28 protein-coding genes and 1 riboswitch are annotated in these 26152 nt (G+C 64.7%); of the genes, 15 read left to right on the forward strand and 13 right to left on the reverse strand.

The window, feature by feature from the left end; all coding sequences use genetic code 11:
* Positions 1–10: 10 nt before the first annotated feature.
* A complete protein-coding gene (locus tag QN084_RS07410) occupies positions 11–844 on the reverse strand; it encodes a VOC family protein (RefSeq protein ID WP_168529827.1) in 834 nt (277 codons plus the stop codon).
* Positions 841–1623 carry a VOC family protein gene (locus tag QN084_RS07415; protein ID WP_069696752.1) on the reverse strand — a complete coding sequence of 261 codons (783 nt, stop codon included), beginning with the start codon at positions 1621–1623 and terminating at the stop codon, positions 841–843. Before QN084_RS07415 ends, QN084_RS07410 begins: the two co-directional genes overlap by 4 nt.
* A gap of 206 nt (positions 1624–1829) precedes the next feature.
* Between QN084_RS07415 and QN084_RS07420 the strand changes: the two genes are divergently transcribed.
* Both QN084_RS07420 and QN084_RS07425 read left to right on the forward strand, forming a co-directional pair.
* Complete coding sequence (locus QN084_RS07420; RefSeq protein WP_069696753.1) at positions 1830–2297, forward strand: DUF4383 domain-containing protein; 468 nt, start codon at positions 1830–1832, stop codon at positions 2295–2297.
* Positions 2298–2359: 62 nt separating this feature from the next.
* Positions 2360–2554, forward strand: a complete 195-nt coding sequence (locus QN084_RS07425) for a hypothetical protein (protein WP_139126921.1) — start codon at positions 2360–2362, stop codon at positions 2552–2554.
* A gap of 23 nt (positions 2555–2577) precedes the next feature.
* Here the strand turns inward: QN084_RS07425 and QN084_RS07430 are convergent, their stop codons facing one another.
* Entirely contained in the window at positions 2578–2802 is a 225-nt protein-coding gene (locus tag QN084_RS07430) for a DUF3073 domain-containing protein (protein ID WP_021472802.1), read from the reverse strand.
* Positions 2803–3179: 377 nt separating this feature from the next.
* Here QN084_RS07430 and QN084_RS07435 point away from each other — a divergent pair, with 377 nt between their 5' ends.
* The gene (locus QN084_RS07435) at positions 3180–3833 is read left to right on the forward strand and encodes a septum formation family protein (RefSeq protein ID WP_228145638.1); all 654 of its coding nucleotides are present in this window, start codon (positions 3180–3182) and stop codon (positions 3831–3833) included.
* Between the two features lie 98 nt (positions 3834–3931).
* Here QN084_RS07435 and clpB read toward each other — a convergent pair whose 3' ends face one another.
* Entirely contained in the window at positions 3932–6604 is a 2673-nt protein-coding gene (gene clpB / locus QN084_RS07440; RefSeq protein ID WP_069696754.1) for an ATP-dependent chaperone ClpB, read from the reverse strand.
* A 320-nt stretch (positions 6605–6924) separates the two neighbouring features.
* Between clpB and QN084_RS07445 the strand changes: the two genes are divergently transcribed.
* The gene (locus QN084_RS07445) at positions 6925–7542 is read left to right on the forward strand and encodes a pyridoxamine 5'-phosphate oxidase family protein (RefSeq protein ID WP_069696755.1); all 618 of its coding nucleotides are present in this window, start codon (positions 6925–6927) and stop codon (positions 7540–7542) included.
* A 3-nt stretch (positions 7543–7545) separates the two neighbouring features.
* Here the strand turns inward: QN084_RS07445 and QN084_RS07450 are convergent, their stop codons facing one another.
* Genes QN084_RS07450 through QN084_RS07465 form a run of 4 tightly spaced genes read right to left on the reverse strand, consistent with a single transcriptional unit; the run spans position 7546 to position 10663 of the window.
* Positions 7546–8616, reverse strand: a complete 1071-nt coding sequence (locus QN084_RS07450) for a sulfate/molybdate ABC transporter ATP-binding protein (protein ID WP_069696756.1) — start codon at positions 8614–8616, stop codon at positions 7546–7548.
* The gene (locus tag QN084_RS07455; protein WP_021472807.1) at positions 8613–9449 is read right to left on the reverse strand and encodes an ABC transporter permease; all 837 of its coding nucleotides are present in this window, start codon (positions 9447–9449) and stop codon (positions 8613–8615) included. The genes QN084_RS07450 and QN084_RS07455 overlap by 4 nt, the downstream gene beginning before the upstream one ends.
* A 27-nt stretch (positions 9450–9476) precedes the next feature.
* Entirely contained in the window at positions 9477–10256 is a 780-nt protein-coding gene (gene modA, locus QN084_RS07460; RefSeq protein ID WP_069696757.1) for a molybdate ABC transporter substrate-binding protein, read from the reverse strand.
* Entirely contained in the window at positions 10253–10663 is a 411-nt protein-coding gene (locus tag QN084_RS07465) for a TOBE domain-containing protein (protein ID WP_062098091.1), read from the reverse strand. Before QN084_RS07465 ends, modA begins: the two co-directional genes overlap by 4 nt.
* A 291-nt stretch (positions 10664–10954) precedes the next feature.
* On the opposite strand from QN084_RS07465, the gene QN084_RS07470 reads away from it, so the two are divergent.
* The 3 genes from QN084_RS07470 (at position 10955) to QN084_RS07480 (ending at position 15064) form a co-directional block, all read left to right on the forward strand.
* Positions 10955–12289: an FAD-binding oxidoreductase gene (locus QN084_RS07470; RefSeq protein ID WP_021472810.1), complete on the forward strand. Its 1335-nt coding sequence runs from the start codon at positions 10955–10957 to the stop codon at positions 12287–12289.
* Positions 12290–12441: 152 nt separating this feature from the next.
* A complete protein-coding gene (locus QN084_RS07475; RefSeq protein WP_031216661.1) occupies positions 12442–13326 on the forward strand; it encodes a DUF4031 domain-containing protein in 885 nt (294 codons plus the stop codon).
* Between the two features lie 10 nt (positions 13327–13336).
* A complete protein-coding gene (locus QN084_RS07480) occupies positions 13337–15064 on the forward strand; it encodes a sialidase family protein (RefSeq protein ID WP_069696758.1) in 1728 nt (575 codons plus the stop codon).
* Positions 15065–15084: 20 nt separating this feature from the next.
* On the opposite strand, the gene QN084_RS07485 is transcribed toward QN084_RS07480, so the two are convergent.
* Positions 15085–15486: a YccF domain-containing protein gene (locus QN084_RS07485; RefSeq protein WP_021472813.1), complete on the reverse strand. Its 402-nt coding sequence runs from the start codon at positions 15484–15486 to the stop codon at positions 15085–15087.
* Positions 15487–15782: 296 nt separating this feature from the next.
* Here QN084_RS07485 and QN084_RS07490 point away from each other — a divergent pair, with 296 nt between their 5' ends.
* Complete coding sequence (locus tag QN084_RS07490; RefSeq protein ID WP_069696759.1) at positions 15783–16235, forward strand: SRPBCC family protein; 453 nt, start codon at positions 15783–15785, stop codon at positions 16233–16235.
* A 108-nt stretch (positions 16236–16343) separates the two neighbouring features.
* On the opposite strand, the gene QN084_RS07495 is transcribed toward QN084_RS07490, so the two are convergent.
* Complete coding sequence (locus tag QN084_RS07495) at positions 16344–16940, reverse strand: phosphoribosylanthranilate isomerase (protein WP_021472815.1); 597 nt, start codon at positions 16938–16940, stop codon at positions 16344–16346.
* A gap of 87 nt (positions 16941–17027) precedes the next feature.
* On the opposite strand from QN084_RS07495, the gene QN084_RS07500 reads away from it, so the two are divergent.
* The 4 genes from QN084_RS07500 to QN084_RS07515 all read left to right on the forward strand — a co-directional run bounded on the left by QN084_RS07500 (position 17028) and on the right by QN084_RS07515 (position 19480).
* Entirely contained in the window at positions 17028–17636 is a 609-nt protein-coding gene (locus tag QN084_RS07500; RefSeq protein WP_021472816.1) for a HutD/Ves family protein, read from the forward strand.
* A gap of 113 nt (positions 17637–17749) precedes the next feature.
* Positions 17750–17815, forward strand: a riboswitch (guanidine-III (ykkC-III) riboswitch).
* 9 nt (positions 17816–17824) lie between these two features.
* The gene (locus QN084_RS07505; protein WP_021472817.1) at positions 17825–18139 is read left to right on the forward strand and encodes a DMT family transporter; all 315 of its coding nucleotides are present in this window, start codon (positions 17825–17827) and stop codon (positions 18137–18139) included.
* 2 nt (positions 18140–18141) lie between these two features.
* A complete protein-coding gene (locus QN084_RS07510; protein WP_069696760.1) occupies positions 18142–18537 on the forward strand; it encodes a DMT family transporter in 396 nt (131 codons plus the stop codon).
* Positions 18538–18829: 292 nt separating this feature from the next.
* The gene (locus tag QN084_RS07515) at positions 18830–19480 is read left to right on the forward strand and encodes an MBL fold metallo-hydrolase (RefSeq protein WP_021472819.1); all 651 of its coding nucleotides are present in this window, start codon (positions 18830–18832) and stop codon (positions 19478–19480) included.
* A 102-nt stretch (positions 19481–19582) separates the two neighbouring features.
* Here QN084_RS07515 and QN084_RS07520 read toward each other — a convergent pair whose 3' ends face one another.
* Positions 19583–21316 carry a DEAD/DEAH box helicase gene (locus QN084_RS07520; protein WP_170828533.1) on the reverse strand — a complete coding sequence of 578 codons (1734 nt, stop codon included), beginning with the start codon at positions 21314–21316 and terminating at the stop codon, positions 19583–19585.
* A gap of 330 nt (positions 21317–21646) precedes the next feature.
* On the reverse strand, positions 21647–23092 hold the full coding sequence (locus QN084_RS07525; RefSeq protein ID WP_139126922.1) for an MFS transporter: 1446 nt from the start codon (positions 23090–23092) through the stop codon (positions 21647–21649).
* Between QN084_RS07525 and soxR the strand changes: the two genes are divergently transcribed.
* Entirely contained in the window at positions 23091–23615 is a 525-nt protein-coding gene (soxR, locus tag QN084_RS07530; protein ID WP_083261840.1) for a redox-sensitive transcriptional activator SoxR, read from the forward strand. The two genes, QN084_RS07525 and soxR, sit on opposite strands and share 2 nt — an antisense overlap.
* A 120-nt stretch (positions 23616–23735) precedes the next feature.
* The gene (locus tag QN084_RS07535; protein WP_285751460.1) at positions 23736–24431 is read left to right on the forward strand and encodes an SAM-dependent methyltransferase; all 696 of its coding nucleotides are present in this window, start codon (positions 23736–23738) and stop codon (positions 24429–24431) included.
* Between the two features lie 18 nt (positions 24432–24449).
* Here QN084_RS07535 and QN084_RS07540 read toward each other — a convergent pair whose 3' ends face one another.
* Entirely contained in the window at positions 24450–25214 is a 765-nt protein-coding gene (locus QN084_RS07540) for an IS6-like element IS6100 family transposase (RefSeq protein WP_001389365.1), read from the reverse strand.
* Positions 25215–25664: 450 nt separating this feature from the next.
* On the opposite strand from QN084_RS07540, the gene QN084_RS07545 reads away from it, so the two are divergent.
* Positions 25665–26036 (forward strand): ArsR/SmtB family transcription factor, encoded by a 372-nt coding sequence (locus tag QN084_RS07545; protein WP_173024409.1) that lies wholly within the window; start codon positions 25665–25667, stop codon positions 26034–26036.
* Positions 26037–26152 lie beyond the last annotated feature (116 nt).

Here is a 26152-nt window from a genome sequence, read left to right on the forward strand (position 1 = left end):
GCTTATCGCCTCACACACAGGGCGGCCCGGCAGTTTTCGAACTGCCGGGCCGCTCCGCGTTCCCCCAACTAGGGAGGACCTGGATCAAGCCCAGTACGCCGCCTTGGGGATCCATGATGGTGGCTAGGCAGCCCTCTTCGGGTTGGTCCTCGGGCTCCACCAGCACGGTCGCTCCGGCGGCGATCACGGTGTCCACGGCCTTTGTCACGTCCGAGACCCCGAAGTAGACCTGCCAGCCGGCCTCATCGCCATCTTCGGCAGGGACAATCCCTGCCACCTCGTTACCGTTGACGATCAGCGTCGAGTAGCTGCCGCCGTCGTCCTGCGGGTATTCCGTAACGTCATGACCGAAAAGCTCTTGGAAGAATGCGACGGCGGCTTGCGGCCGGGGAGTCAGGAGTTCCGCCCACGCGAAGGCGCCGTGTTCGTTGAAGCGGTGGCTCCCGCGGTGCGTGCCCGGCTGCCAGATGCCCGTGGTGCCGCCTCCGGGCGGAGCCACGAACGCAAGGACACCGGTGTCGGCGACCTGCTCCGGCCCGAATTCGAGCTTGCCGCCGGCATGGACGGCGTCCTCACCGATCTCCTCCGCGTCCGTGGCAGCGAAGTAGATATTCCACTGCCCGGATGTTCCCGCAGCTTCCTGCCGTGGATTCTGCGGAGCTATGACCGCCACAAGGTCCCGGCCCAGGAACGCCTGAGCGTAGCGGCGGCCATCGGGCGTGGGCAGGTCCTGGAAGGTCCAGCCAAACAACGCACCGTAGAAGTCCTTGGCCGCCCCAACATCCCTCGTCTGAAGATCCGCCCAGCACGGCTCCCCGTGGGCGTAGTGGGTCCGGGACGTCATGCCGGGAGTCCTGACATGATGCTGAACGCCGCTCCGGCGGGATCCATGAGCACAGCCATGCGCCCGATTGCGGGAACATCGAACGCCGGAGCGATGACGTGCCCGCCAAGGTCGACGGCCTGTTGCAGTGCCTGGTCCACGTCCTCCACGTTGAAATAGGTCATCCAGAACGGGAGGAGTCCTTCGATGGGCACCTTGAGGGCCCCGGCAACCGGCCGGCCTTCGACCAGGAGACTGGTGTATTCCCGTTGGTCTCCTGCCGGGCCTGTGCTGCTTGTGCAACCGGTGACCGCTTCGTAGAACGCCACGGCCTTGGGGACGTCATTGGTTTGGAGTTCATTCCAGATCATGGTTCCGGGCTCATTGATAATGCCTGAGCCCAAGTGCGTTCCGGCCTCCCAGAAGCCGATTTGCGCGCCCGTGGGGTCGGCGGCAAAGAACATCCTTCCGCTGCCGTTCGGGACAGAATCCGGGGCGACGACGACGGTTCCTCCCGCGGCCACCGCACGCTCGGCTGCCGCGTCTACCGAGTCCACAGCAAGGTAGTTCGCCCAATAGGAGGGCATGCCCGGAGGCGCATCGGGCAGCTGCTGCATCATTCCGGCGACGTACCGGCCCTTCAGCCTGGCCATGTAGTAGGTCAGGCCCCGGCCCACGTCCATGGCTTCAAGTTCCCACCCAAAAAGTTCCCGGTAAAACTTCTTGGAGACTTCGATGTCGGTGGAAGACAGGTCCACCCAACACGGAGTCCCCTGCTTGTACCGATCAACTTCCGGCATGGCTGTCCTTTCCGAGAACGTGGCCCCCCTCAACCCAGTATCCCCGGTTGTGCTCCCCACAACGCAGGAGCCGCGCCGCTTCCGCTGTCCGCGTGTGAGGATAACGTCTCCATTACGGACCCCTAATACTAAGGAACCTTATGGTAGCGTCTGGGGTGCAGGGAAAGAACTCAGGACTACGCACCCACACTCACTGAGGAGAAACCATGACAGCCACGAACCACCCCGCCCGGACCCGAACAACCATCCAGCGAGCAGCACAAATTGTTGGAGCAGTTTTCCTTCTGGTCGGCATTCTGGGCTTCATCCCCGGAATCACCTCCAATTACGACACCATGCAGTTCGCCGGACACACCTCCGAAGCGCTCCTACTGGGAATCTTCCAGGTCTCAATCCTGCACAACATCGTCCACTTGCTCTTCGGCGCAGCCGGCTTGCTGATGGCCAAAACACCCGGCCAAGCCCGCAACTACCTCGTCGGTGGCGGCATCATCTACCTGGTGCTCTGGATCTACGGTCTGCTCATCGGCCAGGATTCGACGGCCAACTTTGTGCCGCTCAACAACGCCGACAACTGGCTGCACCTGATCCTGGGCATTGGCATGCTGGGCCTCGGCTTCGGACTCAGCCGCCGCACCACGGACAACCGCACCGGCGACGTTGTGGGCCGGTAGCCTCGCAACGTTCAGGGCCCGCCCTTGCGCGCCTCCCACGGGGGGACGCAGGGCGGGCCTTGATGCGTTCAAGGACGCTCGACGTTGTGGGTGATCGCAAGGTTGTGGGTGAACGCAAGGTTTTGGGTGAACGCAAGAAGGACCCGCAGGGTCTGCCCATGTTCGGCATGCCCTGCGGGCCTTCTTGGGAGATCTTCGGCATCCGTGGATGCACGACAACCTTGATGTACGACGGCGGTACGCAACTCAGTGCCTGAAGGCACCTGTTGTGTTGCGACAGCTAGCCGAGACGGCGGGTGTCTACCTCGTCGTCATCATCTTCCGCGTACTTGTCCTCGTAAGCCGAGTAATCCGGCTCCGGAGGATCCTCCTGGAAGTGGCTCTTGGCACGACTAGATGGGCGCGTGAGCTCACGCTCAAGTGCCGAGTAGTCGGTGTTCGGGGAGTAGTACTTGATGTCCCGAGCCTGCTTGGTAGCTTTTGCCTTTTGACGGCCGCGCCCCATGGCGTGACCCCCTTTTGTACTTGGACCGGAGGTGGTCACCTTTGGCTATCGGTGAGGCCCCGGAATGTTTGGTCAATTTGTCGTATGTCTAGATTACATGGTTTCAGGGGTGCCTGTGTGCCACCTCAGAGCCGTGCCTGACCCCCAGGCCGGCCGCAGCACCTCACAAGGGAACGAAAATTGGGTAGAGTCTGCCTCAATGCGGCGTCAGATCAGGAAGGCACACCACCCGAATGACTCAGGACAACACTCCACCCCGTGACGAGTCGGCAGCGGAACCAGGCAAGGAGCAGGTGCCGCCTGCCCCGAATGTGCCGCCGAAGCCTGACCTTCCACCCCCGCCGCCACAGTCGGCGCCAATGGGACAGCCGGCGCCAATGGGTGGGCCAAACGATCCGCAGCAGCCCGGCCACCCGGCAGAGCCAATCGATGCGCAGCCGGACAACCCGCAGCCCGGCTACCCCGCACAGCCAATCGATCCGCAGCAGCCCGGCTACGCGGAGCAGCCGCCGCCACAAGGTGATCCGGTCAAGCGCCAGCGCCTGGTCATCGGGGGAATCGTGGCGGGGGCCTTGGTCCTCATCGGCGTCGTCATCTGGGTGCTGCTGAACCTGCTGGGAACCCGCCCCGAACCTACGGTCGCTTCGCCCACGCCGTCGGCCACCCTGGGACCCCTCCCCCGCGACACGGACGCCAAGGATTTCCAGATCGGGGACTGCTTTGCGGACTTCGACCCCAACGCATCCAAGGCCCGCGCGGTGGCTTGCGACACTGAACACACAGCCCAACTGGGCGCGGCTTTCACTTACCCTACGGATGATTCCTTCCCGGGAACCAATGCACTGCGCGACAAGGGCCGGGAAGTCTGCAAGGGCATCAAGCTCAATGACGCTGCCAACGAGTACACCAATCTGTTGCAGCAGAATGTGTACCCGAGTCCCAGCAGTTGGGACCGCGGGGACCGGCGGGTGGACTGCTTCATTGTGGTGAGCCCGGGCAGCACCATTAAGGAGGACCTGTTGGAGAAGTAGCCTCACGGCTACCCCTCCAACAGCGTCACCCCTCCACCTCCAGACCTGTCAGCTTTCCAGCACCGTCAGCTCTTTAGCCCTGCCAGTCTCTGGCCGGCCTACTTTTCCAGCGACGGCTGCTTCCGACGGACCGAAAGCCCCGTCCCTGCCGACCAGCCGCCGTCGGAGTTTCCCATCTCCTCAAGGCCCTCGATGGTGAGGGCGTCGACGTCGGCGGCGGTGTCCACCAGGACGGTGTCGCCGTCGCTGATCTCCCCGGCAAGGATTTCCTTGGCGAGGCGGTCACCGATCTCGCGCTGCACCAGGCGGCGGAGCGGCCGGGCACCGTAGGCGGGATCGTAGCCGGACATTGCGAGCCAGGCGCGGGCGCCGTCCGTGACCTCGAGCGTGAGCCGCCGCTCGTAGAGGCGCTTGGTGAGTTCGGCGACGTGCAGTTCCACAATCCGGGCGAGCTCTTCGACCGACAGCGGGTCGAAGAGGACGATCTCGTCCAGGCGGTTCAGGAACTCCGGCTTGAAGGATGCCTGCACCACGGCCATGACGGCGTCCCGCTTCGCTTTCGCATCCATGGACGAGTCCACCATGAACTGGCTGCCCGCGTTGGAGGTCAGCACCAGGATGGTGTTCCGGAAGCCAACGGTGCGGCCTTGGCCGTCGGTGAGGCGACCGTCGTCGAGCACCTGCAGGAGGATGTCGAAGACCTCAGGGTGGGCCTTCTCAACCTCGTCCAGCAGGACCACCGAGTACGGGCGGCGCCGCACGGCTTCAGTAAGCTGGCCGCCTTCCTCGTAGCCGACGTATCCCGGAGGGGCACCGACCAAACGGGCGACGGAGTGCTTCTCGCTGTACTCGGACATGTCGATCCGGATCATGGCCCGTTCGTCATCGAAGAGGAAATCCGCCAAGGCCTTGGCCAGTTCGGTCTTGCCGACGCCGGTGGGACCGAGGAACATGAACGAACCCGTGGGACGGTTGGGATCGCTGATCCCGGCCCGGGCACGGCGCACGGCGTCCGAAACCGCCTGCACGGCCTTCGACTGACCGATCAGGCGCTTGCCGAGCTCCTCCTCCATGTGGAGCAGCTTTTGTGATTCGCCTTGGAGCATGCGTCCCGCGGGGATGCCCGTCCATGCGGAGATGACCTCGGCGATGTCGTCGGCACCGACTTCCTCCGCCACCATCAGCTCGGGCTTGGCGCCCCTCGCCGATTCTTCTTCGGCAGCAGCGTTGAGCTCGCGTTCCAAGGCAGGCAGCTCACCGTAGAGAATCCTCGACGCCGACTCGAGGTCGCCTTCGCGCTGGTGCTTCTCGGCAGCCGAACGCAGCTCGTCGATCTTGGCCTTCAGGTCACCAACCCGGTTCAGGCCGGCCTTCTCGGCTTCCCACCGCGCATTCAGCGCACTGAGTGCCTCCTTCTTGTCCGCCATGTCAGCCCGAAGGGCAGCCAAACGCTCAACCGATGCGGGATCCGTTTCACCCTGCAGGGCCAGCTCTTCCATGGTCAGGCGGTCCACGGCACGACGCAGCTGGTCGATTTCTTCCGGAGCGGAGTCGATCTCCATGCGAAGGCGCGAGGCGGCTTCATCCACGAGGTCGATTGCCTTGTCCGGCAACTGCCGGCCCGAGATATACCGGTTCGACAGCGTGGCAGCTGCCACCAGGGCGGAGTCCGCGATGGCTACCTTGTGGTGGGCCTCGTAGCGTTCCTTCAGTCCACGGAGGATGCCGATGGTGTCCTCCACGCTGGGCTCACCCACATACACCTGCTGGAAACGGCGTTCCAGTGCGGGGTCCTTTTCGATGTTCTCGCGGAACTCGTCCAGGGTGGTTGCACCAATCAGGCGCAGCTCACCGCGCGCCAGCATCGGCTTGAGCATGTTGCCTGCGTCCATGGCGCTCTCGCCTGTGGCACCGGCGCCAACAACGGTGTGGATCTCATCGATGAACGTGACGATCTGCCCGTTGGAGTTCTTGATCTCCTCCAGCACGGCCTTCAACCGCTCTTCGAACTCACCGCGGTACTTGGCGCCGGCCACCATGGAGGCAAGGTCCAGTGCAATGAGGGTCTTCCCGCGGAGGCTTTCCGGCACGTCGCCTGCCACCATGCGCTGGGCAAGGCCTTCGACGACGGCGGTCTTGCCTACGCCGGGCTCACCGATCAGAACAGGGTTGTTCTTGGTACGGCGGCTCAGGACCTGAACCACGCGCCGGATCTCGCTGTCACGGCCGATCACGGGGTCAAGCTTGCCCGAGCGTGCCACGGCAGTGAGGTCGGTACCGAACTTCTCCAAGGCCTGGAAGGTGTTCTCAGGATCCGGCGAATCGACCTTGCGATCGCCCCGGACACCCGGCAGGGCGGCGAGCAGCGCTTCATGGGAGGCACCGGCGTCGCGCATTAACTTCCCGACGGCGTCACTGCCGGCCGAGAGCCCCAGGAGCAGGTGCTCTGTGGAGACGAAGGAATCTCCCAGCTTGTCCGCCTCAGCCTGGGCAGCCTGGATCGCCTGCATGGCCTGACGCGACAGCTGGGCCTGCTGGACCGAACTTCCCGACGTGGACGGCAATGCCTTGATGGCTGAACTTGCCTGAACACTCACGGCATCCGGGTCAGCGCCGGTGGCGCGCAGCAGTGCCACGGCAACGCCCTCCCGCTGATCCATGAGCGCCTTGAGGAGATGAGCCGGTTCCAACTGCGGATTGCCGGCAGTCGAGGCATTCATGGCGGCCGCAGAAAGGGCCTCCTGGCTCTTGGTGGTGAATTTGGCGTCCAAAGAGAGCTCCCTTTCTGGAGTAGTACCAGTGCTTTCAAAGTTGAGTGTACTACGCTCAACTTTCGATTTGGTCCACTGTGTTCCATGTTTGCCCACGGCGAAACTGCTGTCCAGAGCCGTCCCGGTTGGACGTGGACCAAGTCGGTCCACTCCCGCGCCCGTACCCGCCCGGCGCATCCGTTCCGGCGAAGCCCCGCACCCGTTCGCGCACGGCGCACACGTACCAACGGGCGCGAATGGAGGAAAAGGGTGCGTCCCCCAATCGACCGCAGCAGGGTGCGCCAGCCCCACGCGGGCACCGGGGAAACTAGGCTGAGTCCATGAAACCCATCGGCGGCGCAGACGAACTGGAACAACTGATCGGTCAACCCCTGGATCGGGTCCGACGGAAAGTCCGCAGCGAGCTCAGCGAATTCGACCGGCAATGGCTCGCGGCCAGCCCCTTCTGCCTCATCTCGACGGCGGACGCCCGGGGTCGCGTCGATGCCTCACCGAAGGGCGATCCCGCGGGCTTCATCGAGGTCTTGGACAAGCGCACCATCGCCATCCCTGAGCGGCCGGGCAACAAGCTCGCCTTCGGATTCCGCAACATCCTGGAGAACCCGCACGTGGGAGTCCTTTCCATCGTCCCGGGCCGGACGGACACCCTCCGCATCAACGGTCAGGCGCAGCTGGTCAGCGATGGCGACTTCTTCGACCGGATGGTGGTCAAGGGACACCGGCCCCGCGTCGCCATTGTGGTCGCCGTAGACGAGGTTTTCACCCATTGCGGCAAAGCGTTCATGCGGAGCGGGCTGTGGGAGCCGGACTCCTGGGATTCCGGGGGCCTGCCGAGTATGGCCATGCTCTCCAAGGCCTACGTCCAGCCCGATACGCCCCTCGAAGACTTGGAGTCCTACTACGGCCCCTCCTACGCGGAGCGCATGTACAAGGACTAGGTGTCAGGCCGGGTAGATGGACACCAGGGCCGACTTCACCACGAACCGGACCTCCATCCCCGGAGCCAACCCCAGATCGGCCGATGCCGCCGGGGTGACGTCTGCGGAGAGGGTGCCCGCTTCCCCGCCCCGTGCATGCACACGGACCTGGCCGCCGTGCCGCTCCAAGTCGGTGATGGTCACCGGGAAAGAGTTGCGGGGGCTTCCATGCACATCGCCCAGGAAGACGGAAACGGCCGACGGCGGAAAGGCCGCCACGCCTGCCTGGCCGGGCCCGGGTGACCACTCGGGATCGTGTTGTCCTGCGAAAAGCCGACCATCCGGCGTCGTGATTCCTTCCTCGGTGATGGACCCGGTGACGATATTGAGCCCGGCGAGTCCTGCGGCGAAATGGCTGCGGGGGCGTTCAAGGACCTGGCGCGTGGGGCCTTCCTCGGCAATGCGGCCGCCCTCGACGACGATCACCCTGTCGGCGAGCATGTAGGCGTCAAGGACATCGTGGGTGACGATGATGGCTTTGCGGCCCTCCAGGACGCGTTTCAGTACCCGCCGCAGCATGGGAGCTGCGTGGATATCCAGGGCGGCCATCGGTTCATCCAGGAGCAGCAGCTCGGGCTCGGCGGCAAGCGCCCTGGCAACCGCCACCCTTTGGGCCTGGCCTCCTGAGAGCTGCGCCGGCTTCCGGTCCGGGAGCTCGAGCGCGTCCACTTCGGAGAGCCAGTGGCGGGCCGCTTCGCGTGCCTTGCGTTGGGAACTCCCCGTGCTTCGCGGGCCGAAGGCTACGTTGTCCAGGACGCTCAGGTGGGGAAAGAGCAACGCTTCCTGTGCCAGAAGGGCTATGCCGCGGTGGTGGGGGGCGCTCCACTGGTGGGTGCCGCCGTCGAGCGTGAAAAGCGGCCTGCCGCCTATCCGTGCCGTGCCGGAGTCCGGGCGAACCAAGCCTGCCGTGATGTTGAGCAACGTGGATTTGCCTGCGCCGTTGGGGCCCAGGACGGCGACGGTTTGGCCCTCGGCAAGGGTGAGGGACATGTCGAAGTTGCGGGCGGCGAGGCGTGCGGACAGCTCAAAGGTCATTTCGTGGCCCCTGATTCTGCGCGGTTTCCGGTGCGGATTCCGGCCCTGCGGCCTCCGTAGCTCAGCCCGACCACGGCGATGGCCACGGCAACCAACACCAGGGACAGGGCGACGGCGGCGTCGGCGTCGGTTTCGCGCTGGAGGTAGATCTCAAGGGGCAGGGTACGGGTGACTCCTTGCAGGCTTCCGGCGAACGTGAGGGTGGCGCCGAATTCACCGAGGCTGCGCGCGAAGGACAGGACCGCTCCCGAGGCCAGGCCCGGCAGCACCAGCGGCACGGTCACCCGCCGAAGGACGGTACCCGGACCGGCTCCAAGGGTTGCCGCGACCGCCTCGTACTTACTCCCGGCCGTGCGAAGGGCGCCTTCCAGGCTCACCACCAGGAACGGAAGCGCAACAAACGTCTGGGCAAGCACGACGGCGGTGGTGGAGAAAGCGACCTGGACACCAGCCAGCTCCAACGACTTCCCGAGCAACCCCTGCCTGCCGAAGGTGTAAAGCAAGGCGATACCCCCGACGACGGGCGGCAGCACCAGCGGCAACAGGACGAACGCGCGCAGGAGACGCTGACCGGGAAACGGACTCCGCGCCAGGACCAGGGCCAACGGCACCCCGAGCAGCACGCAAAGAACAGTGCTTGCCGCCGACGTCCGCAGGCTCAGCCCCAGCGCCGTCAACGACGATTCCGACGTGATGAGCGGGAAGAACTGCGCCCAATTCACCTTGGCCACAATCGCCAGGAGCGGCAGCAAAATGAAGGCCGCTCCAACCACTGCGAGGGCATAGACCCAGGCAGGGACGCCGGTGTAGCCGTGTCCGCCGCGTCGTTTCATGGGTGTCTTCAGCGCCATGGTGCGTTCTTACGGGGTGCCGAAGCCGGCATCGTTCAGTACCTTCCGGCCTTCGCTACCGGTCACCAGGTCCATGAATGCCTCAGCGAGTTCCTTGTTCCTGGCCGAACCTACTGTGGCAATGGGATACGTGGTTACGGCCTGTGCCGACTCCGGGAACGGGATCCCCTTGACCTTGCTCCCGGCTGTTTTGACGTCCGTGACATAGACCAGTCCGGCATCCGCTTCCTGGCTGATGACTTTGCCCAGGACATCGGTGACCGAGGACTCCTCGCTGACCGGGGTCAGAGCGGTGTCTGCAGCCTTCTCCACCACCTGCGTGGCGGCGCCGCAAGGGACCTGTGGTGCACAGACCACAACTTTGACGCCCGGTTTACCCAAGTCCGGGAACGAACTGATGTTTGCCGGATTGGACGGCGGAACCACGATCTCCAGGACGTTGGTTGCGAAGTTCCTGGGTGCTTCGTCCAGGAGGTTGGCATCGGCAAGCCTGGTCATGTTCCGGGTGTCCGCCGATGCGAAAACGTCCGCAGGCGCTCCTTGGGATATCTGCGTGGCGAGGTCGGAGGAACCGGCGAAGTTCAGGGTGACCTTGATTCCGGGGTTCTTGGCCTCGAAGTCGCGGGCCAGCTGGGTGAAGGTTGATTTGAGGGACGCCGCAGCAAAGACGGTGACTGTTCCGGAAGGCCCCTCCCCCGAGGCGGCTGGATTTGCCGGAGCACAGCCTGTCACTGCCACGGCAAGGACCCCCGCACCGAGCAACGCGCTGAGGAGACTGCGGGGGTTCATATGATGCTCTTTCCCTGAGGTGCTTCGATGATCACGGTGGTCGCTTTCACCACTGCGGTGGCGACGGAGCCGAGCTCGAGTCCCAGCTCCCGGACGGCTTCACTGCTCATGAGGGACACCACGCGGAACGGGCCGCACTGCAGCTCCACTTGGGCCATGACCTTGTCCGTGGTGATTCCGGTGACCAGGCCCACAAAGCGGTTGCGGGCCGAGCTCCCTGCACGTGAAGGATCGTCTTGAAGGTGTGATTGGTCCCTTGCCAGTTTGGCGAGCTCCAACCCGTCAACAGCGAGCCTGCCCGAGGGATCCTTCTGCGCCGTGAGGGTCCCGTTTTCCGTCCAACGCCGGACGGTGTCATCGCTGACTCCCAGGAAACGGGCTGCTTCGGAGATCCGTATTTGCGGCATATGGGAAGTATATAGTCGCATTTGCGGTTCTCTGCGGCTCGGAGTGCCGCACTACGTCATGTGACCCGGCGTTGGTGCCGGGCTGCCTGGGCGCACCCGTTTCCGCTGCACGCACCCTTTTGGGCTCACGCCGCGTCCTTTCCCGCACGACGCACCCACAACACCGGGTGCGCCCGGTGGCAGGAGGTGCGCACCGCCGTCGTACTTCCGTAAGCATTACCCATGGCCCGCCACGATGCGCCGCCGTACCCTGTTCTAGGGAGAGAGTCTTAGGCGCGAAGGAGCGTCCACATGGAATGGATTCGTCCGGAAGATCCGGACTATGACGAAACCCGAAAACTCTTCAACGCAATGATCGACCGACGGCCGGCTGTCATTGCCCGTTGCTCCTCTCCCGGCGAGGTGGCCGAAGCCCTCCACCACGCCAGGACACACAATCTGGATGTCGCCGTCAGGTCGGGCGGGCATTCAGTGGCCGGCATGTCCACGAACGACGACGGCCTGGTAGTTGACGTCCGGCCCATGAAATCCATCCACGTGGACCCGGAAGCGAAGACGGCCAAGGTCGGCGGCGGTGTCACATGGGGCGAATTCGATCGCGCCACCCAGCAACACGGGCTGGCGGTAACCGGTGGCAGGGCGTCCACCACGGGCGTCTCCGGCTTCACGTTGGGCGGAGGTTCGGGTTGGCTGGAACGGTCCTACGGGTTCTCCTGCGACAATCTGCTCTCCGTGGATTTGGTAACCGCCTCCGGGGACCTGGTGACCGCGAGCGCCACGGAAAACCCCGAGCTGTTCTGGGCGTTGCACGGCGGCGGCGGAAACTTCGGCGTGGCAACTTCCTTCACGTTCCAACTCCACGACCTTGGTCCCACGGTGACGGCCGGGCTGGCCCTCTTCCCCGGGGAAGCCGCACCGGAGATCTCCCGCGCCTACCGGGACCTGGCACTCAGCGCACCCGATGAGGTGGGCACAGCCCTGGTCTACCTGACAGCCCCGTCCGAGGATTTTGTACCCCCGGACATGGTGGGCAAGCTGGCCGTTGGCATGGCTTACCTGTACGCGGGGAACGCCGAGGAGGGCGAAGAGCACGCAAGGCCATTCAAGGAGCTGGGCCCTTCCGTGGACCTTATTGACGCCATGAACTACGCGGATTTCCAGTGCATGATCGATGATCCGCCGGACCACTACAACTACTGGAGCGCCGACTATCACGATCACCTCAGCGACGAAGCCCTGGACATCCTGGTGGACTCGGCACAACGGCTCCCCGGGCCCAATTCGCAGCAGCTGGTGGGGCGTTGGGGTGGCGCGGTGGGCGGTCCTGCTGCGGCCAACACGCCCTTGCAGCATCGCAGCGCAGCGTGGGTGAGCCACCCCTTTGGCTTGGCCGAGACGCGGGAAGGATGGCAGGAAGCGAAGGATTGGGTGAAGCAGTTCCGGCAAGACATTGCCCCGCATACCACCGGCGGCGTGTGGCTCAACTTCATCGGCGACGAAGGGCAGGACCGGATCATGGCGGCCTACGGGGAGCAGAACTACAGGCGGCTCTCCAAGGTCAAAGCCCAATTCGATCCCGACAACGTCTTCAGGGGCAACCAGAACATCCTGCCGGCCGAGCGCTGACCCCAGGCTCCTTCCCAGTTGCCGTGAATACCACGGGCAGCGAAGCCCGCGATTCCGGGGCGGTGGTTCGGCGGTAGACACGCCCTGACGACCGGCAACTGGGAAGGATCGCGCCGCCTTTGCCAAGGCTGAACCGGGACTACACTGTGCCCATGGCCGTATACGTCGATCCGCCCCTGTGGCCCGCGCACGGGACCGTCTTCTCCCACTTGATCTCCGATAAGTCCCTGGATGAGCTGCATGCGTTCGCTTCGGCAGCGGGGGTTCCCGAACGGGCTTTCGACGGCGACCACTACGACGTACCCGAGCGCCTCTACGACGACCTCGTCAAAGCGGGAGCCATTCCGGTGGAGGCACGTGTCCTGGTCCGGAAACTCCTTGCCAGCGGACTCAGGATTCCCGCCCGGGACCGGAACAAGGCCCTCACAGTTCCCTTGATGAAGCACTGGAACACCATCTACCCCGGCCACGAGGAGCTGGGCCTCGAGTTGCTGGAACGCTGGGGCGAGGACACCCGGAAATACCACGGCCGCACCCACCTGCTGGCTGTCCTTGAGGCCCTGGACGTCCTCACCGAGCCGGCGCTCCCTGCCAGGACAGTGTCCTTGGCGGCGTGGTTTCACGATGCTGTTTACGAAGGAGTCGCCGGACAGGATGAGGAGGCCTCCGCGCAACTGGCTGAGGACCGCTTGACCGAGGCCGGACTTTCCCCGGAGGACGTCGCGGAAGTAGCCCGTCTTGTGCGGCTCACGGACAAGCACAATCCGGAACCCGGCGATCATGCCGGAGCACTGTTGTGCGATGCGGACCTCTCCGTCCTCGGTGGCGACGAACAGTCCTATGCCAAGTACGTCGCGGCCGTCCGCGAAGACTACGCCCACATCAGTGACGACGACTTCGCGACGGGGCGGGCCGCCGTCGTGCGCCACCTGCTGGCCTTGGACCCGCTGTTCCACGGAGACCGCGCGAAGGCGTTATGGCTGGAGGCAGCCCGCCGCAACCTCGCGGCCGAGTTGTCGGCGCTGGTTTGGGCCTAAACTAGGAGGTGTGACCTCCTACCTCCCTCCGTCAATCCCGCAAGCACGGCCCACTGTGGAGCATGTGCTCGCCGTTCGAGGCGTAGGCGGGTACCGTCAATACCGGATTCCTGCCCTCGCCGTCAGCACGCGGGGCACCATCCTCGCCGCCTACGACGGCAGGCCAAACCTCGACGACCTCCCCAACACCATCGACCTCCTGCTCCGCCGCAGCTTCGACAACGGCGCTTCGTGGACCGGGCAACACGTGGTCCGCACCGGTTCGGGCTTGGACGGTTACGGTGACCCGAGCCTGTTGGTGGACGCAGAAACCGGCCGGATCTTCATGTTCCACGCGGCAGGAACGCACGCCGGCTTCTTCGAAGCGTCGTCCGGCTTGGAACCCGAGGACGACATCCAGCACGCGGATGTCAGCTTCTCCGACGACGACGGCGGCACCTGGCAGCACAGGCGGCTCACCGCGATGCTCAAGCCCGTTCACGCTGGAACCACCGGGCTCTTCGCCTCAGCCGGCCAAGGAATTCAAGTCCACACAGGCCCGTATGCGGGACGTCTGGTCCAGCAATACGTACTGCTGATAAACGGCGAAATCAGGGCCGCCTCCGCCTACAGCGACGATCACGGCGGGACGTGGACGCTGGGCGGGCTGATCGGGCCCGGCCCGGCCGGAGTTGGGCCCAATGAAAACAAGGTAGTGTGCCTGTCCGATGGCCGGCTGCTGCTGCACTCAAGGGCCACTCCGTCGCGGCTGGCTGCCATCTCCAACGACGGCGGCCAGACCTGGAGTTCACTGCTGCCCGTTCCCGAACTGCCGGACCCCAGTGACAACGGCTCCCTGGCACGTTTCGACGGGGCGCCGATTGTTGACGCACTCGCGGACCCGAAGACGGGCTCTGGCGACGGTTCGGCGTCCAGTTCGGCTTCGGGCTCGGCGTCCGGTTCGGCTTCGGGCAGCTGGCTGATTGCCACCAATAACCAGGATCCGCACCTGCGCCGCAACACAGTGTTGAGCCTCTCCCCGGACAACGGTGCCACGTGGCCTGCGAAGCTCATGCTGTGCGCGGGCAGTTCTGCCTACTCCACGGCGACGCGGTTGCCGGACGGGAATATCGGCGTGCTGTATGAACGGCAAGGGTATCGCGAGATCGTCTTTGCCTCGGTGCCGGCGGAACAACTCACCCGCCAGTTGGCCTCCCCCCGCCTTCCGGAGGCACCCGTGCACCGTGGGGAAGCCGGCCCATTGTCCTTCGACATGGAACTGCGCTCGATCACCCCGGGACGGCCCGAAGTATGGCAGAACGCCGGGGAATTCCACGTGATCCCCTCCAACAGCGACGGCGAGTGGGACGTCCAGACGTGGAAGGAAATCGGCCAAGGCTACGCGGACGGGGATCAAATCCTGGGCACCCGCGAAGCACAGGACCTGAACTACGGCCCCATCATTCCCGGCTACAAGGCAGGTGACATCCTGGCTTTCACCGGGCGCATCCGGAACGCCGGCACCCAACCGCTTTCCGGCGTCGTGCTTCATGGGCCGCACTGGCAGGAGTTTCCCGCCGTCGACCTGCTGCCCGGTGAGCATTCGCTGTACTTCACCCCGAGCTACACAGTGACGGAATCCGACCTGTGCTCGGGCACGGTGGAACTCACCTTCGTAGCGGAGGCCGACGGCGGGAAGTTCCGTGTGGAGCGGCAGTTCCGGTTCGATGTGCGGACCGGAGAGGTCTCCGGCTCCTAACCCATTGCGCTGGGTAACCCTCAGCGGTAGGTGCTGACGAACGGCCTGTCGGTCGGAACGATCTGCTTACCCAGTGGCATGAGCGATACCGGGATCAGCTTGAGGTTGGCGATGGCCAACGGGATGCCGACGATGGTGATGGCCATGGCAACGGCAGTCACGACGTGACCGATCGCGATCCAGATGCCGGCCACCAGCAGCCAGATCACATTGCCAAGGAGGGCGAAGACGCCGCTTCCACCTGGCTTCTCCACCACCATCTGGCCGAAGGGCCACAGGCAGTAGAAGCCAATGCGGAACGACGCGATGCCCCAAGGGATAGTCACAATGAGCACGCAGCAGATGAGTCCTGCCGCGAAGTAGCCCAAAGCCAACCAAAAGCCACCGAAGACCAGCCAAATGATGTTGAGCAGCGTTTTCATAGGGTCCATTCTCCATTGAACGGCCGACAAAATAACCCGGGGTATGCCCTGAATCGTCCCTGACTTCCGCCCTGCAACCCTCTCTCACATCCCACCCCCTTTCCGGCGTTCTTCTCTCACATCCCACCCCACTTCCGCGATCCCTCTGCCACATCCCACCCCCTTTTCGCCATCCCTCTGCCACTCTTCCGGGGCAGTTCATCAGCACGCCGTCGGTTTTTGCCGGTCGTAAGCCTAGACTCGGTCAGACAACAGCATCTTTGGCCATCAGTCGATTTACTTACCAAGGGAGCCCCATGAGCACGGCACAGCACACTTTGACCCTGACCCGAGACTTTGACGCCCCTCGCGAGCAAGTATTCGGGGCTTGGATGGAGCCGGACCAACTCACTAAGTGGTTCGGCCCAGTGGACGTAGATGCCCCTCGCGAAAAAATCGTCGTGGAGCCCAAGGTTGGTGGAATATGGCAGGTTGTCATGGTCTGGACGGATGAGAACGGCCGGCAGGAAGCGCCCATCGAGGCCGTCATCACCGAGTTGGATGCTCCGGGCCTTCTGGTTGCGAAGGCTAAAGCCGCCCCGGACTCGGACCACGAGTATGAAGAAATGCATCTTGAGTTCGAAGACCTGGGCGGCAGCCGCACCCGGATGCACCTGACGCAGGGACCGTTCGCGTCGGAGGAGTGGGTGGAGATGACGAAGGACGGCTGGGGCACGTCATTCGACAAGCTGGATGCGGTGCTCGCCTAGCCAGCGGACGTGCGTTGGGAAAACATCCGCGGAAACCCGACGGGACGTGACAGAGGAACACCAAAAACCCCACGGGACGTGACAGAGGAACGCCGGGGAGGGGAACCTTTAGGCTTTGGCGGCTTCCACGAACGCGCGGATCTTCGCCAGGTCCTTCACCCCACGGGACGCCTCTACGCCCGAGGAAACATCAACGCCCCAAGCACCGGCAGCCGTTGCGGCGAACGCCACGTTGCCCGGTTCGAGCCCTCCGGCGAGCAACCATTTCCGGTCGTCGAGGCCTTTCTCCTGTACGGACTCGTAATCCCAAGCCTCGCCCGAGCCCGGAACGGCGGCATCGATCAAGAACAGGTCCTCGCCCAGATCACCGAACTCTTCCACAGAGGCACCCATGGTGGCTGCCCTGATGAGCCGCATGCCGGCGTCGTGCACTGTTTTGACGTCGTCGGCAGTCCGGTGACCGTGCAGCTGAACCCAGGTGAGACCGGCTTTACGGGCGATGGCCACGGCGTCGGCTGCGGTTTCGTGGCGGAAGACGCCGACCGCATGCACGCCCTCCGGAACCAGCGGAAGCAGCACGTGGACCTGCTCGGGCGTGACCTCGCGGGGACTGGCGGTCAGCACGAAGCCAACGGCGTCCGCACCGGAGTCGACGGCCTCTTGCACGGATTCGGGCGTGCTTAAACCACACACTTTGACGAACATGCCGTGCCTCCAGACGTTGCGTGCAAAACCAACTCTTATGACGTTAGCAAGCGCTGCAGTGCAACGCCGAACTACTAGGCTGGACTGATGGAAATCATCCGCTTTGCCGACACCCATCCCGAGCCGTGGCGCAACGGCGGCGGGATCACCCGCGAACTCGCCAGCCACCCCAAAGCGGCCTCAGCCCAGGACGGTTCGTGGGACTGGCGGGTCAGCATCGCGGACGTTTCCAAAGCCGGGGACTTTTCCGCTTTCCCCGGCATGGAACGCGTCATTACCCTGATCGACGGCGAACTCCTCCTCCTGACAGTGGACGGCGCCGAACATCCGCTGGAGAAGTACCGCCCGTTCCGGTTCTCAGGGGACGCGGCGTCATCGGCAACCTTGCCTACCGGCGACATCCGCGACCTCAACGTCATAGCCCGGACGGGGGCGTTCAAGGGGTACACGTCAATCGTCGAGATTTCCAAGAAGCGCCCGCACCCGGTGTTCGAGGGCCAGCTCGCCATCCTTCTTGAAGGCAAGGCGACCGTGACGCAGGGCGTTGCGGAAACCCCCGACGCCGACGCCCCGCCGGCCAGCCCCGGCGAACCCGTTGAACTGGCCAGGTACGACGCCGTGGTGGGTTCCGACGTCGCGAGCCCCGAGATCTCGGGCCGCGGATTCGTGGCGGTCGTTTCCATCGACCGGGCCTGATCCCCGCCCGGGAGCAGCCGGCCCGGGGAGCAGCCCCGCCAGGCTGCCAGCGTCGAACTGGTGAGCTTGGCCACCGGAAGTGGCCACCCTCCGCGGGACTTGCTAGCCTTCAATCAAGGTTCCGCTCTGGAACCTCCGGACGACGGTTCAGTACCCGGTGCGCGACAAGACTGGCCAAAGGAAATGTCATGTCGTGGCTGATTCTTATTCTGTCCGGTGCGCTCGAGGCCGTTTGGGCCGCCGCACTCCACCGTTCCAAGGGCTTCCGAAAGCCTGTCCCCAGCATCGTTTTCCTGGTCTCCGTGATCGCGAGTACCGGCGGCCTGGCCATTGCCATGCAGTCAATTCCCACGGGCACGGCCTACGCTGTGTGGGTTGGCGTGGGCGTCGTGCTGACCTCGGCTTACGCCATGGTCACCAAAGTCGAACGCCCGACGCCGGCCCGTCTCCTGCTGCTCGCCGGCATCGGTTTGTGCGTGGTCGGCTTGAAGGTGGTGGCGTAGCCATGGGTACCCCCACCACCGCCAAACGCAAGGCAAGGCTCGGAGTGTCCTGGCTGGTCCTCCTCGCCTCCGCCGTCCTGGAAGCCGTGTGGGCAACAGCCCTGGGGCTCTCCAATGGCTTCACGGAACTCATTCCAACGCTGGTATTCGCGGTCACCGCAACCTTGAGCATGCTCGGCCTGGGCATCGCCGTGAAGCGCATCCCCTTGGGCACGGCCTATGCCGTGTGGGTGGGGATCGGTGCAGCACTGACCGTTGGCTGGGCCATGGTCACGGGTGTCGAGCCGGCGAGTCCGTTGAAGCTGCTCTTCATCGCGGGAATCGTGGGCTGTGCTGCGGGCTTGAAGGCCCTCCCCGCAGACCAGCCGGCTGACAAGGCCGCCACCAGCGCCGAGTAGTCCGACCCGCAGCACTCTTCGCCGAATTCGACGACCCGCTGCACGTTAGACGTGTCCTACCGTCTAATACGCAGCGAGTCGTCGAATCGGGGAAGTTGAAGCCGACAGGTAGCGCCCCGCAAGCCGAAACCCCGCAAGCACCGCCATGACCTCCGCGTTCCGATTGTGGAAACCGTGGAGGTCATGGCGGAGCTGTCGGGAGGGCTAAACCAAGGGCAAACCCAAGGGCAAGACCAGGGGAACAGGCAGCCGTGTCACCAAGGCCGCAAACCCAACGACGTAGGCTGAGCAGATGGATTCGCTAATTCACTCAACCCGCGACGTCACTATTCGCAGCATCTCCGTGAGCGAGATGAACAACAACGTGTACCTGCTGACGTCCAAGGCAACAGGTGCGCAGTTGTTGATCGATGCTGCCGACGACTTCCCGGCCATCCAGCAACTCCTGGCCGACTCCGCCGCGGATACGCCTAAGCCCACCAAGCTGCTGAGGATCGCAACCACCCACCAACACTGGGACCACGTGCGTGCCTTGGCGGAGCTGGTGGCAGCCAACGGTGCTACCACTTCCGCAGGAACGGACGACGCCGACGCGTTGCCTGTTCCCGTGGATGTGCGGCTTAGCCACGGCGACGTTGAGCAGTTTGACGACTTCGAGGTCCGTGCAATCCACCTTCGGGGACACACCCCTGGCTCGATCGCTTTCGTGTACCAGGACCCGGACGGACCGGCCCACATTTTCAGTGGAGACTCGCTGTTTCCGGGCGGCGTGGGCAACACCCAGAACGATCCCGCACGCTTCACGTCACTGTTGAATGACGTCACGGAACGGCTCTTCGACGCGTACCCGGATGACACCGTAGTGCATCCCGGACATGGCTTGCCTACCACGCTCGGCGCCGAGCGCCCCCACTTGGAGGAGTGGCGCGCCCGGGGCTGGTAACCTCGCAGGGCTGGTAACCTCGCGGGCCAGACTTGCGGGGCCTGCTTTGCGCCCTAAACCCACGGAATAGAGCGCAGAGCGGGCCTCACAGCGTGAGGGATCTTAGCGGCCGCGGCGCTCGTTAGACGCCGGGGCAGACGCACGGCGGGGACCGCTGCGCGCCGGTCGACCTGAGCCGGAACCCCCACGGCCGGAATTACCCGCGCCGAAGGATCCACCCGAGGTGCCGCCGGTGTTCGAGGACCACACGGCCTTGTTTCCGCTGCTGCGCGTCGTGGTGGCAGAAGCGGTTCGCGGAGCCGAGGCCGACCGCTGTCCGCCGGATGCACGCTGGCCGGTTGCGGGGCGACCACTGCGGCCGCTTTGACCCTGCGAGCCGGGAACGTCGTTACGGTGCGAGGCACCTGCCTTGCCGCGACCGCGTGAGCCGCGGGCGACGTCGTCGTTCATTGCTGCCCGACGCTCCGCACGGCTGAGGTCCGTGCGAACCGGCTCGGCCGAAACCTTGCCGCGTCCGCCGCGCCCGCCGCGACCGCCTGCAGTGGGCGTAGCCTGGCCGGAACGCCGTGCGCGCTTGCGCTGGGCATTGGCGCCGTTGGACGTCCCGCCGCCCTGCTGCGGGAGCTTGGCTGCCAGGAGTGCAGCGCGGGTGCGGGGGTCAACCTTGTCCGCTACATCCCCCACGAGCTCAGCCACCAGCGGAGAGTTGGCGGTGACGCGCTCAAACGAGACGTCGACGCCGGCAGCCCGCATGAGCTTCTTGACGTCCTGCTGCTGCTCGGGGAGCGTCAGCGTAACGACGGTACCGTCCGAACCCGCGCGGGCCGTACGGCCGGAACGGTGCAGGTAGGCCTTGTGCTCTGTGGGCGGATCCACGTGGATGACCAGTTCGACGTCGTCCACGTGCACACCGCGGGCGGCGACGTCGGTGGCCACGAGGACGCGCACCTCACCGCTGGAGAACTCGGCGAGGTTCCGGTCACGGGCGTTCTGCGACAGGTTTCCGTGCAGGTCCACCGCGGGAATGCCGGCGTCCGTGAGGGTCTTGGCCAGCTTGCGGGCATGGTGCTTGGTCCGCATGAAGAGGACGCGGCGGCCTGCGCCGGACGCCAGTTCCACAATGAGCTGCTTCTTGACGGTCTGGTCGTTGACCACCAGGACGTGGTGTTCCATGGTGGTGACCGCGGCCTGGGGATCGTCTACGGAGTGCGTCAGCGGGTTGGACAGGTAACGGTTGACCAGCTTGTCAACACCGTTGTCCAGCGTCGCCGAGAAGAGGAGGCGCTGACCCTGCTTGGGGGTCATGTCCATGAGCTTCTTGACCACGGGGAGGAATCCGAGGTCGGCCATGTGGTCTGCCTCGTCCAGGACGGTGACCTCAACCGCTTCAAGCGTGAGGATCCGCTGGCGGATCAGGTCCTCGAGGCGGCCCGGGCAGGCGATGACAATATCGACGCCGGCACGCAGCGCCTTCTCCTGGCGCGCCTGGGAGATGCCGCCGTAGATCACGGTGGTGTTCAGGCCCATGGCCTTGGCCATCGGCTCGACGGTGGCGTTGATCTGGGTTGCGAGCTCGCGGGTCGGCGCAAGGACCAGGCCCATGGGACGGCCCGGCTTGCGGAAGTAGCCTGCCTCGCGCTCGGCCAGTCGGGCAACGAGCGGGATGGCGAATGCGATGGTCTTGCCGGAGCCGGTGCGGCCGCGGCCCAGGACGTCGCGACCGGCCAGCGTGTCCGGCAGGGTCTTGACCTGGATGGGGAATGCCTCTTCGATGCCGGTTGCAGCGAGGGATTCGACAATTGCCTTGGGCGTGCCAAGGGCAGCAAAAGTAGTCATGTACTTCATGTCTTTCGGGCGGTGTCCTGTGGCGGACATCGGCCCCCGACGCCGGTTGGGCCAGGGGTTCGCCGAGGAAAAGTCAGGTGGTCTACCGGTTCGCTGCAGGAGCGCTGGCCGGGACCAAATGGAACGCGTTCATCGACGCAGGATGTGCCTCTCACATGAAAAATGCCCCGCCGCGCAGCCTGTCAGGCCACCTGCTTCAGGGCGTCACCGCACATCAAGTGATCCCATTCTAGCAGCGGTGGACGTTTCTCCTTGCATCGGGCCCCCAACTGGGTCGCAGCACCGCGCGTTCTGAGCCCTGAAAACGCGCACAAATGCGACCTACTTGGGCTGGGTGAGCGAGAAGTCGGCTTGGCCGTCGCGGGCTCCGCGGGCGTTGGGTGCGGCGGAACCACCCGGCCGGGCCGCGACGCGCGGTGCCACCACAACACCGACGACGCCGATGACCGCCGTCAGTGCAAAGACCGCCGCAAAGGGCCCGACGTTCGTGAAGGCGGCAAAGACGAGGCCCGTTGCGGCGAGGGCCAGCGCACCGCCCAGGGAGTCGGAGATGGACATGGCGGCACTGTTGAAGCCTTGGTTATCCGGCGAGGACAGCGCCAGGGTCATGACGCTGAGCCGCGGGTACATCAGGCCCATGCCGAAGCCCGCGAAGAGCCAGCCAACAATTGCTATGGCCGCCGGCAGCGCCAGCGCGGACGTGACAAGCGCCAAAACGATGGCCCCCAACACCAGGATGGCGCCAATCTGTACAGCCAAGGCATCAGCCAGCCGGGACCCGAGCCGTCCTTGCACAGCGGACGCCCCGGCCCACGCCAGCGCTGATCCGGTCAGGGTCAGGCCCGCAAAGGTCGGGCTGAAGTCATAGCGCTCCGTCAGCATGTAGGGCAGGTACACCTCGGCACCGAAGAAGGCAGCCGACGCCAGCCCACGGGACAGGATGACGCTCGGCAACCCCCGGTGCGCTGTGAGGGTTCCCCGCGGGACCAGCGGACGGACAGCCACGAGCGCCGTGACAAGTGCGACGGCGGCAATCACCGCGCCGACGCCCGGCACCCCGCCGGACAGGTTCAGTCCAAGAACGGCCACGGCCGCGAGCGCAGCCCACGCCATGCGCCCGAAAGCCCATGGGACGGTGGGTGCATCCGCGCCGGATGGGGCCTCGGTACCGCGTTCCGGAGAAGCCAGCCCGCGCATCGCCGGAACCACCATGGCCAAGGCCGGAATGACCAGCCCAACAACTCCCAGGAAGACCCAGTGCCAACTGCTCAGCTCCGCCACCACCCCCGCCGCGAAAGGACCGATCAGGGACGGAATCACCCAGGAAGCGGCGAAGGCCGCGAAGATCTTGGGGTGCAGGACGGGTGGGTAGATCCGCGCGACCAGGACGTACAGCGCCACAGTCACTGCCCCGCCACCAAGGCCCTGGACCAGACGGCCGAGCACCAGCATTTCCATGGTGCCGGCAGTTCCTGCGATCAGGAGTCCCACCACGAACATCGCCACCGATGCGTAGAGAGGAGCCTTCGGGCCCTTGCGGTCGGACCAGTTCCCGGCACCCACCATGCCCATCACGCCTGTAGCCAGCGGACCGGCGAAGGCCAGTGCATACAGGCCGGCTCCGTTCAGGTCCCGGCTGACCACCGGCATCACGGTGGTGACGGCGAGGGACTCAAAGGCGCTCAGGAACACCAACGCGCAGGTGCCCACGGTGGCCAGGAGGTATGGACGGCGCAGGATACCGGCCGTTGAGGTGTCAGGGGTCATGCACGCTACCCTAGAACTTCAACTATTGTTGAGGTCAACGCCCCGCCGGGCACGTGGAGGTTCAGTCATGTCGAAGGTATCCGGACACAGGCCCCTGACCATCGGCGAGCTTTCCGAGCGGAGTGGAGTGTCGCCGTCGGCCCTTCATTTCTATGAACGCAACGGCCTCATCAGCGCCGAACGCACGCCAGGCAACCAGCGGCGTTACGCCCGCGAGACGCTGCGCCGCGTGGCGTTCATCAAGACGTCCCAGCGGGTGGGGCTGCCGTTGAGGGACATCCGCGAGGCATTGGAATCCCTGCCCAACAGCCGTACACCCACCAAGCGCGACTGGACCAGGCTCTCGTTGCGCTGGCGGCAGGAACTCGACGAGCGCATCGCCGCCCTGCAGCACCTCAGGAACGATCTGGACGGATGCATCGGTTGTGGTTGCCTGAGCCTGAAATCGTGCACGTTGCAGAACCCGTCGGACGAACTCGGCGCATCCGGGGCGGGCGCCCAGCGGTGGAATGCACCCATCTGACTGGCATTAGGGGTTGTTCTTAGCCCTCAAAACAACCGCTGCTGCCAGTTAGTTGGGCGGGGTTTGCTGGAACAGCAACAGGTGTTGCGTCGGGTCTGCGGCGGACGGCACGCTTGAATCATGACTGAACACACTCACGACGGCGGAACCCGCCAGCACGCGCATCATCACGACGGCGGGGCTCGCCAAGGCGGCGACCAACAGGGCCGCCTGGACCTCCACGAGGATGCGGACAACGCCGTGGACATGTGGGACGGGATGTACCGGGAACGCCCGAAGATTTGGAGCGGGAACCCGAATCCCCAACTGGTCGCAGAGATCACGGGCATGGAGCCGGGAACTGCGCTGGACCTCGGCTGCGGCGAGGGTGCGGATGCCATCTGGCTCGCGAAGCACGGATGGAAGGTCACCGCGATGGATGTATCGGCTGTCGCGCTTGAACGTGCAGCCGGGCATGCCAGGGAAGCCGGACTTCAAGAGAGCGTCAACTGGCAGCAACAGGACCTCGCGGAGTGGACACCCGAGCCTGTCTTCGACCTTGTCTCAGCCCAGTTCCTGCACTCTCCCCTACTGCCCTGGCGGGACTCGGCGTCGAAGGCTGCCGCCGCAGTAGCTCCGGGAGGAACGCTGCTGGTGGTCGGGCACCACCCGCACGGGCTGGCGCCATGGAGCCGGCACCACGAGACGGACATGTTCTACACACCCGAAGAACTCGCGGAGGAACTGGGCTTGGAACACGGGCCGTGGTCGGTTGGGGTTCTCACCAGCCGCGAGCGGACCGGCTCTGTTGCAAAGATTGGCGGCAGTCAGAGGTAGGCTGTCGCTCTGCGCCGATCAGGCGGCTGCTGCGAAATGGTGGTTGAGCATGCCCATGGCCTCCGTCAGCGCCGAGGGCCCAATGCCAAAAGCTCTCTCCACAAGGCGCACCTCGCCCCTGATGCCGGGCTGCAGGCACCAGGGGCGAGCCTGTCCTTTGCGCAGGGCTCGCATGACTTCGAATCCCTTGATCGTGGCATAGGCCGTGGGGATCGATTTGAAACCGCGCACCGGCTTGATCAGTATCTTGAGCTTTCCGTGATCGGCCTCGATCACGTTATTGAGATACTTCACCTGCCGGTGGGCCGTCTCCCGGTCCAGCTTTCCTTCGCGCTTCAATTCGGTGATCGCTGCACCATAGCTCGGCGCTTTGTCGGTATTGAGCGTGGCAGGCTTTTCCCAGTGCTTCAGGCCTCGCAGGGCCTTGCCCAGGAACCGCTTCGCTGCCTTGGCGCTGCGGGTCGGCGACAGGTAGAAATCGATCGTGTCGCCCCGCTTGTCGACTGCCCGGTACAGGTAGGTCCACTTGCCCCGCACCTTGACGTAGGTTTCATCCAGGCGCCAGCTCGGATCAAAGCCACGCCGCCAGAACCAGCGCAGCCGCTTCTCCATCTCCGGGGCGTAGCACTGGACCCAGCGATAGATCGTCGTATGGTCGACCGAAATGCCGCGTTCCGCCAGCATTTCCTCAAGGTCGCGATAGCTGATCGGATAGCGACAATACCAGCGCACCGCCCACAGGATCACATCACCCTGGAAATGGCGCCACTTGAAATCCGTCATCGTTCCGTCCGTCCAATCTCCGCCAAGCATGCTCAAGCTTCACGATTTTTGCAACAGAGCCCCCAGAAGGGCTGCCCGCGCCCGACGGGCCCGGGTCAGCGCCCCGCGACACCGACGAGACGATGATCGCGATCACCGCGATCAGGAGCACGACACCACCCACGATGCTGCCGAACACCAGTGTGCGGGAAGACCGTTCAGTCATCAGGTGACTCCGTCCTGTGCCTGCGGCACTTTCTGTACCGGGTTCACTTCGTCCGGTGCAGAATACCTGCGGACTAGGACGCTCTCGGAATCCCATTTCAACGCGTGGACACTTCCACCCGTGCGTGTCCCCCGAACGGTGGACACGCGGATTCCAGCACCGCGCGCGCTCCCCCAGGCCGGGATTCCCGGGGGGACTAGCGCATGACTGAACATGGCTTTACCCTATAACTATTCACCTGAGATGTGAATAGCAAACATATTCGGAGCTGGTTTGGTTACTCACCCGTCAGGCATGATGAACCCATGCCCCGCTACCTGCGCACCAGCGAGAGCGACTACGTGGAGGACCCCATCGCTGCCCTCGGAAACATGTTGCGCGCGAACATCATCGGCTACGTGCGTCGGCACGGCCCCTCTCGTCGCGGTGAGATCGCCGCAGCCCTCGGCGTCGGCTACCCCGCTGTCGCCAAAGCGCTCAGAGTGCTTGTGGACTCCGGTGCATTGCAGACCAACCCAGCGCAGCCTCGTCAGGGGCAGACCGTCTGGTACACGGTCAATCAAGACGTCGTGTCTGAAATGTGGATGCGCCTCGGCGACGCGATCGGTGAACTCTGAAGCAGCAGCGCCCAGCGGCATGCCCCGCAAGAGTGCTGTCCATGAGCTTGGTCGCCTGCGCGATCGAGGCAATCCGTCAGCGATCGGGCACGACACGCGGTGGACCTTCCCACCGA

This window comes from Paenarthrobacter sp. R1 (genome assembly GCF_030264015.1).
GTDB lineage: Bacteria > Actinomycetota > Actinomycetes > Actinomycetales > Micrococcaceae > Arthrobacter > Arthrobacter ureafaciens.

What these genes read in the sequence shown, in the direction of transcription:
- QN084_RS07410 (WP_168529827.1), bottom strand. Translation starts at nt 844, where the DNA reads ATGACGTCCCGGACCCACTACGCCCACGGGGAGCCGTGCTGGGCGGAT.
- QN084_RS07415 (WP_069696752.1), bottom strand. Translation starts at nt 1,623, where the DNA reads ATGCCGGAAGTTGATCGGTACAAGCAGGGGACTCCGTGTTGGGTGGAC.
- QN084_RS07420 (WP_069696753.1), top strand. Translation starts at nt 1,830, where the DNA reads ATGACAGCCACGAACCACCCCGCCCGGACCCGAACAACCATCCAGCGA.
- QN084_RS07425 (WP_139126921.1), top strand. Translation starts at nt 2,360, where the DNA reads ATGCGTTCAAGGACGCTCGACGTTGTGGGTGATCGCAAGGTTGTGGGT.
- QN084_RS07430 (WP_021472802.1), bottom strand. Translation starts at nt 2,802, where the DNA reads ATGGGGCGCGGCCGTCAAAAGGCAAAAGCTACCAAGCAGGCTCGGGAC.
- QN084_RS07435 (WP_228145638.1), top strand. Translation starts at nt 3,180, where the DNA reads ATGGGTGGGCCAAACGATCCGCAGCAGCCCGGCCACCCGGCAGAGCCA.
- QN084_RS07445 (WP_069696755.1), top strand. Translation starts at nt 6,925, where the DNA reads ATGAAACCCATCGGCGGCGCAGACGAACTGGAACAACTGATCGGTCAA.
- QN084_RS07450 (WP_069696756.1), bottom strand. Translation starts at nt 8,616, where the DNA reads ATGACCTTTGAGCTGTCCGCACGCCTCGCCGCCCGCAACTTCGACATG.
- QN084_RS07455 (WP_021472807.1), bottom strand. Translation starts at nt 9,449, where the DNA reads ATGAAACGACGCGGCGGACACGGCTACACCGGCGTCCCTGCCTGGGTC.
- modA (WP_069696757.1), bottom strand. Translation starts at nt 10,256, where the DNA reads ATGAACCCCCGCAGTCTCCTCAGCGCGTTGCTCGGTGCGGGGGTCCTT.
- QN084_RS07465 (WP_062098091.1), bottom strand. Translation starts at nt 10,663, where the DNA reads ATGCCGCAAATACGGATCTCCGAAGCAGCCCGTTTCCTGGGAGTCAGC.
- QN084_RS07470 (WP_021472810.1), top strand. Translation starts at nt 10,955, where the DNA reads ATGGAATGGATTCGTCCGGAAGATCCGGACTATGACGAAACCCGAAAA.
- QN084_RS07475 (WP_031216661.1), top strand. Translation starts at nt 12,442, where the DNA reads ATGGCCGTATACGTCGATCCGCCCCTGTGGCCCGCGCACGGGACCGTC.
- QN084_RS07485 (WP_021472813.1), bottom strand. Translation starts at nt 15,486, where the DNA reads ATGAAAACGCTGCTCAACATCATTTGGCTGGTCTTCGGTGGCTTTTGG.
- QN084_RS07490 (WP_069696759.1), top strand. Translation starts at nt 15,783, where the DNA reads ATGAGCACGGCACAGCACACTTTGACCCTGACCCGAGACTTTGACGCC.
- QN084_RS07495 (WP_021472815.1), bottom strand. Translation starts at nt 16,940, where the DNA reads ATGTTCGTCAAAGTGTGTGGTTTAAGCACGCCCGAATCCGTGCAAGAG.
- QN084_RS07500 (WP_021472816.1), top strand. Translation starts at nt 17,028, where the DNA reads ATGGAAATCATCCGCTTTGCCGACACCCATCCCGAGCCGTGGCGCAAC.
- QN084_RS07505 (WP_021472817.1), top strand. Translation starts at nt 17,825, where the DNA reads ATGTCGTGGCTGATTCTTATTCTGTCCGGTGCGCTCGAGGCCGTTTGG.
- QN084_RS07510 (WP_069696760.1), top strand. Translation starts at nt 18,142, where the DNA reads ATGGGTACCCCCACCACCGCCAAACGCAAGGCAAGGCTCGGAGTGTCC.
- QN084_RS07515 (WP_021472819.1), top strand. Translation starts at nt 18,830, where the DNA reads ATGGATTCGCTAATTCACTCAACCCGCGACGTCACTATTCGCAGCATC.
- QN084_RS07520 (WP_170828533.1), bottom strand. Translation starts at nt 21,316, where the DNA reads ATGACTACTTTTGCTGCCCTTGGCACGCCCAAGGCAATTGTCGAATCC.
- soxR (WP_083261840.1), top strand. Translation starts at nt 23,091, where the DNA reads ATGCACGCTACCCTAGAACTTCAACTATTGTTGAGGTCAACGCCCCGC.
- QN084_RS07525 (WP_139126922.1), bottom strand. Translation starts at nt 23,092, where the DNA reads ATGACCCCTGACACCTCAACGGCCGGTATCCTGCGCCGTCCATACCTC.
- QN084_RS07535 (WP_285751460.1), top strand. Translation starts at nt 23,736, where the DNA reads ATGACTGAACACACTCACGACGGCGGAACCCGCCAGCACGCGCATCAT.
- QN084_RS07540 (WP_001389365.1), bottom strand. Translation starts at nt 25,214, where the DNA reads ATGACGGATTTCAAGTGGCGCCATTTCCAGGGTGATGTGATCCTGTGG.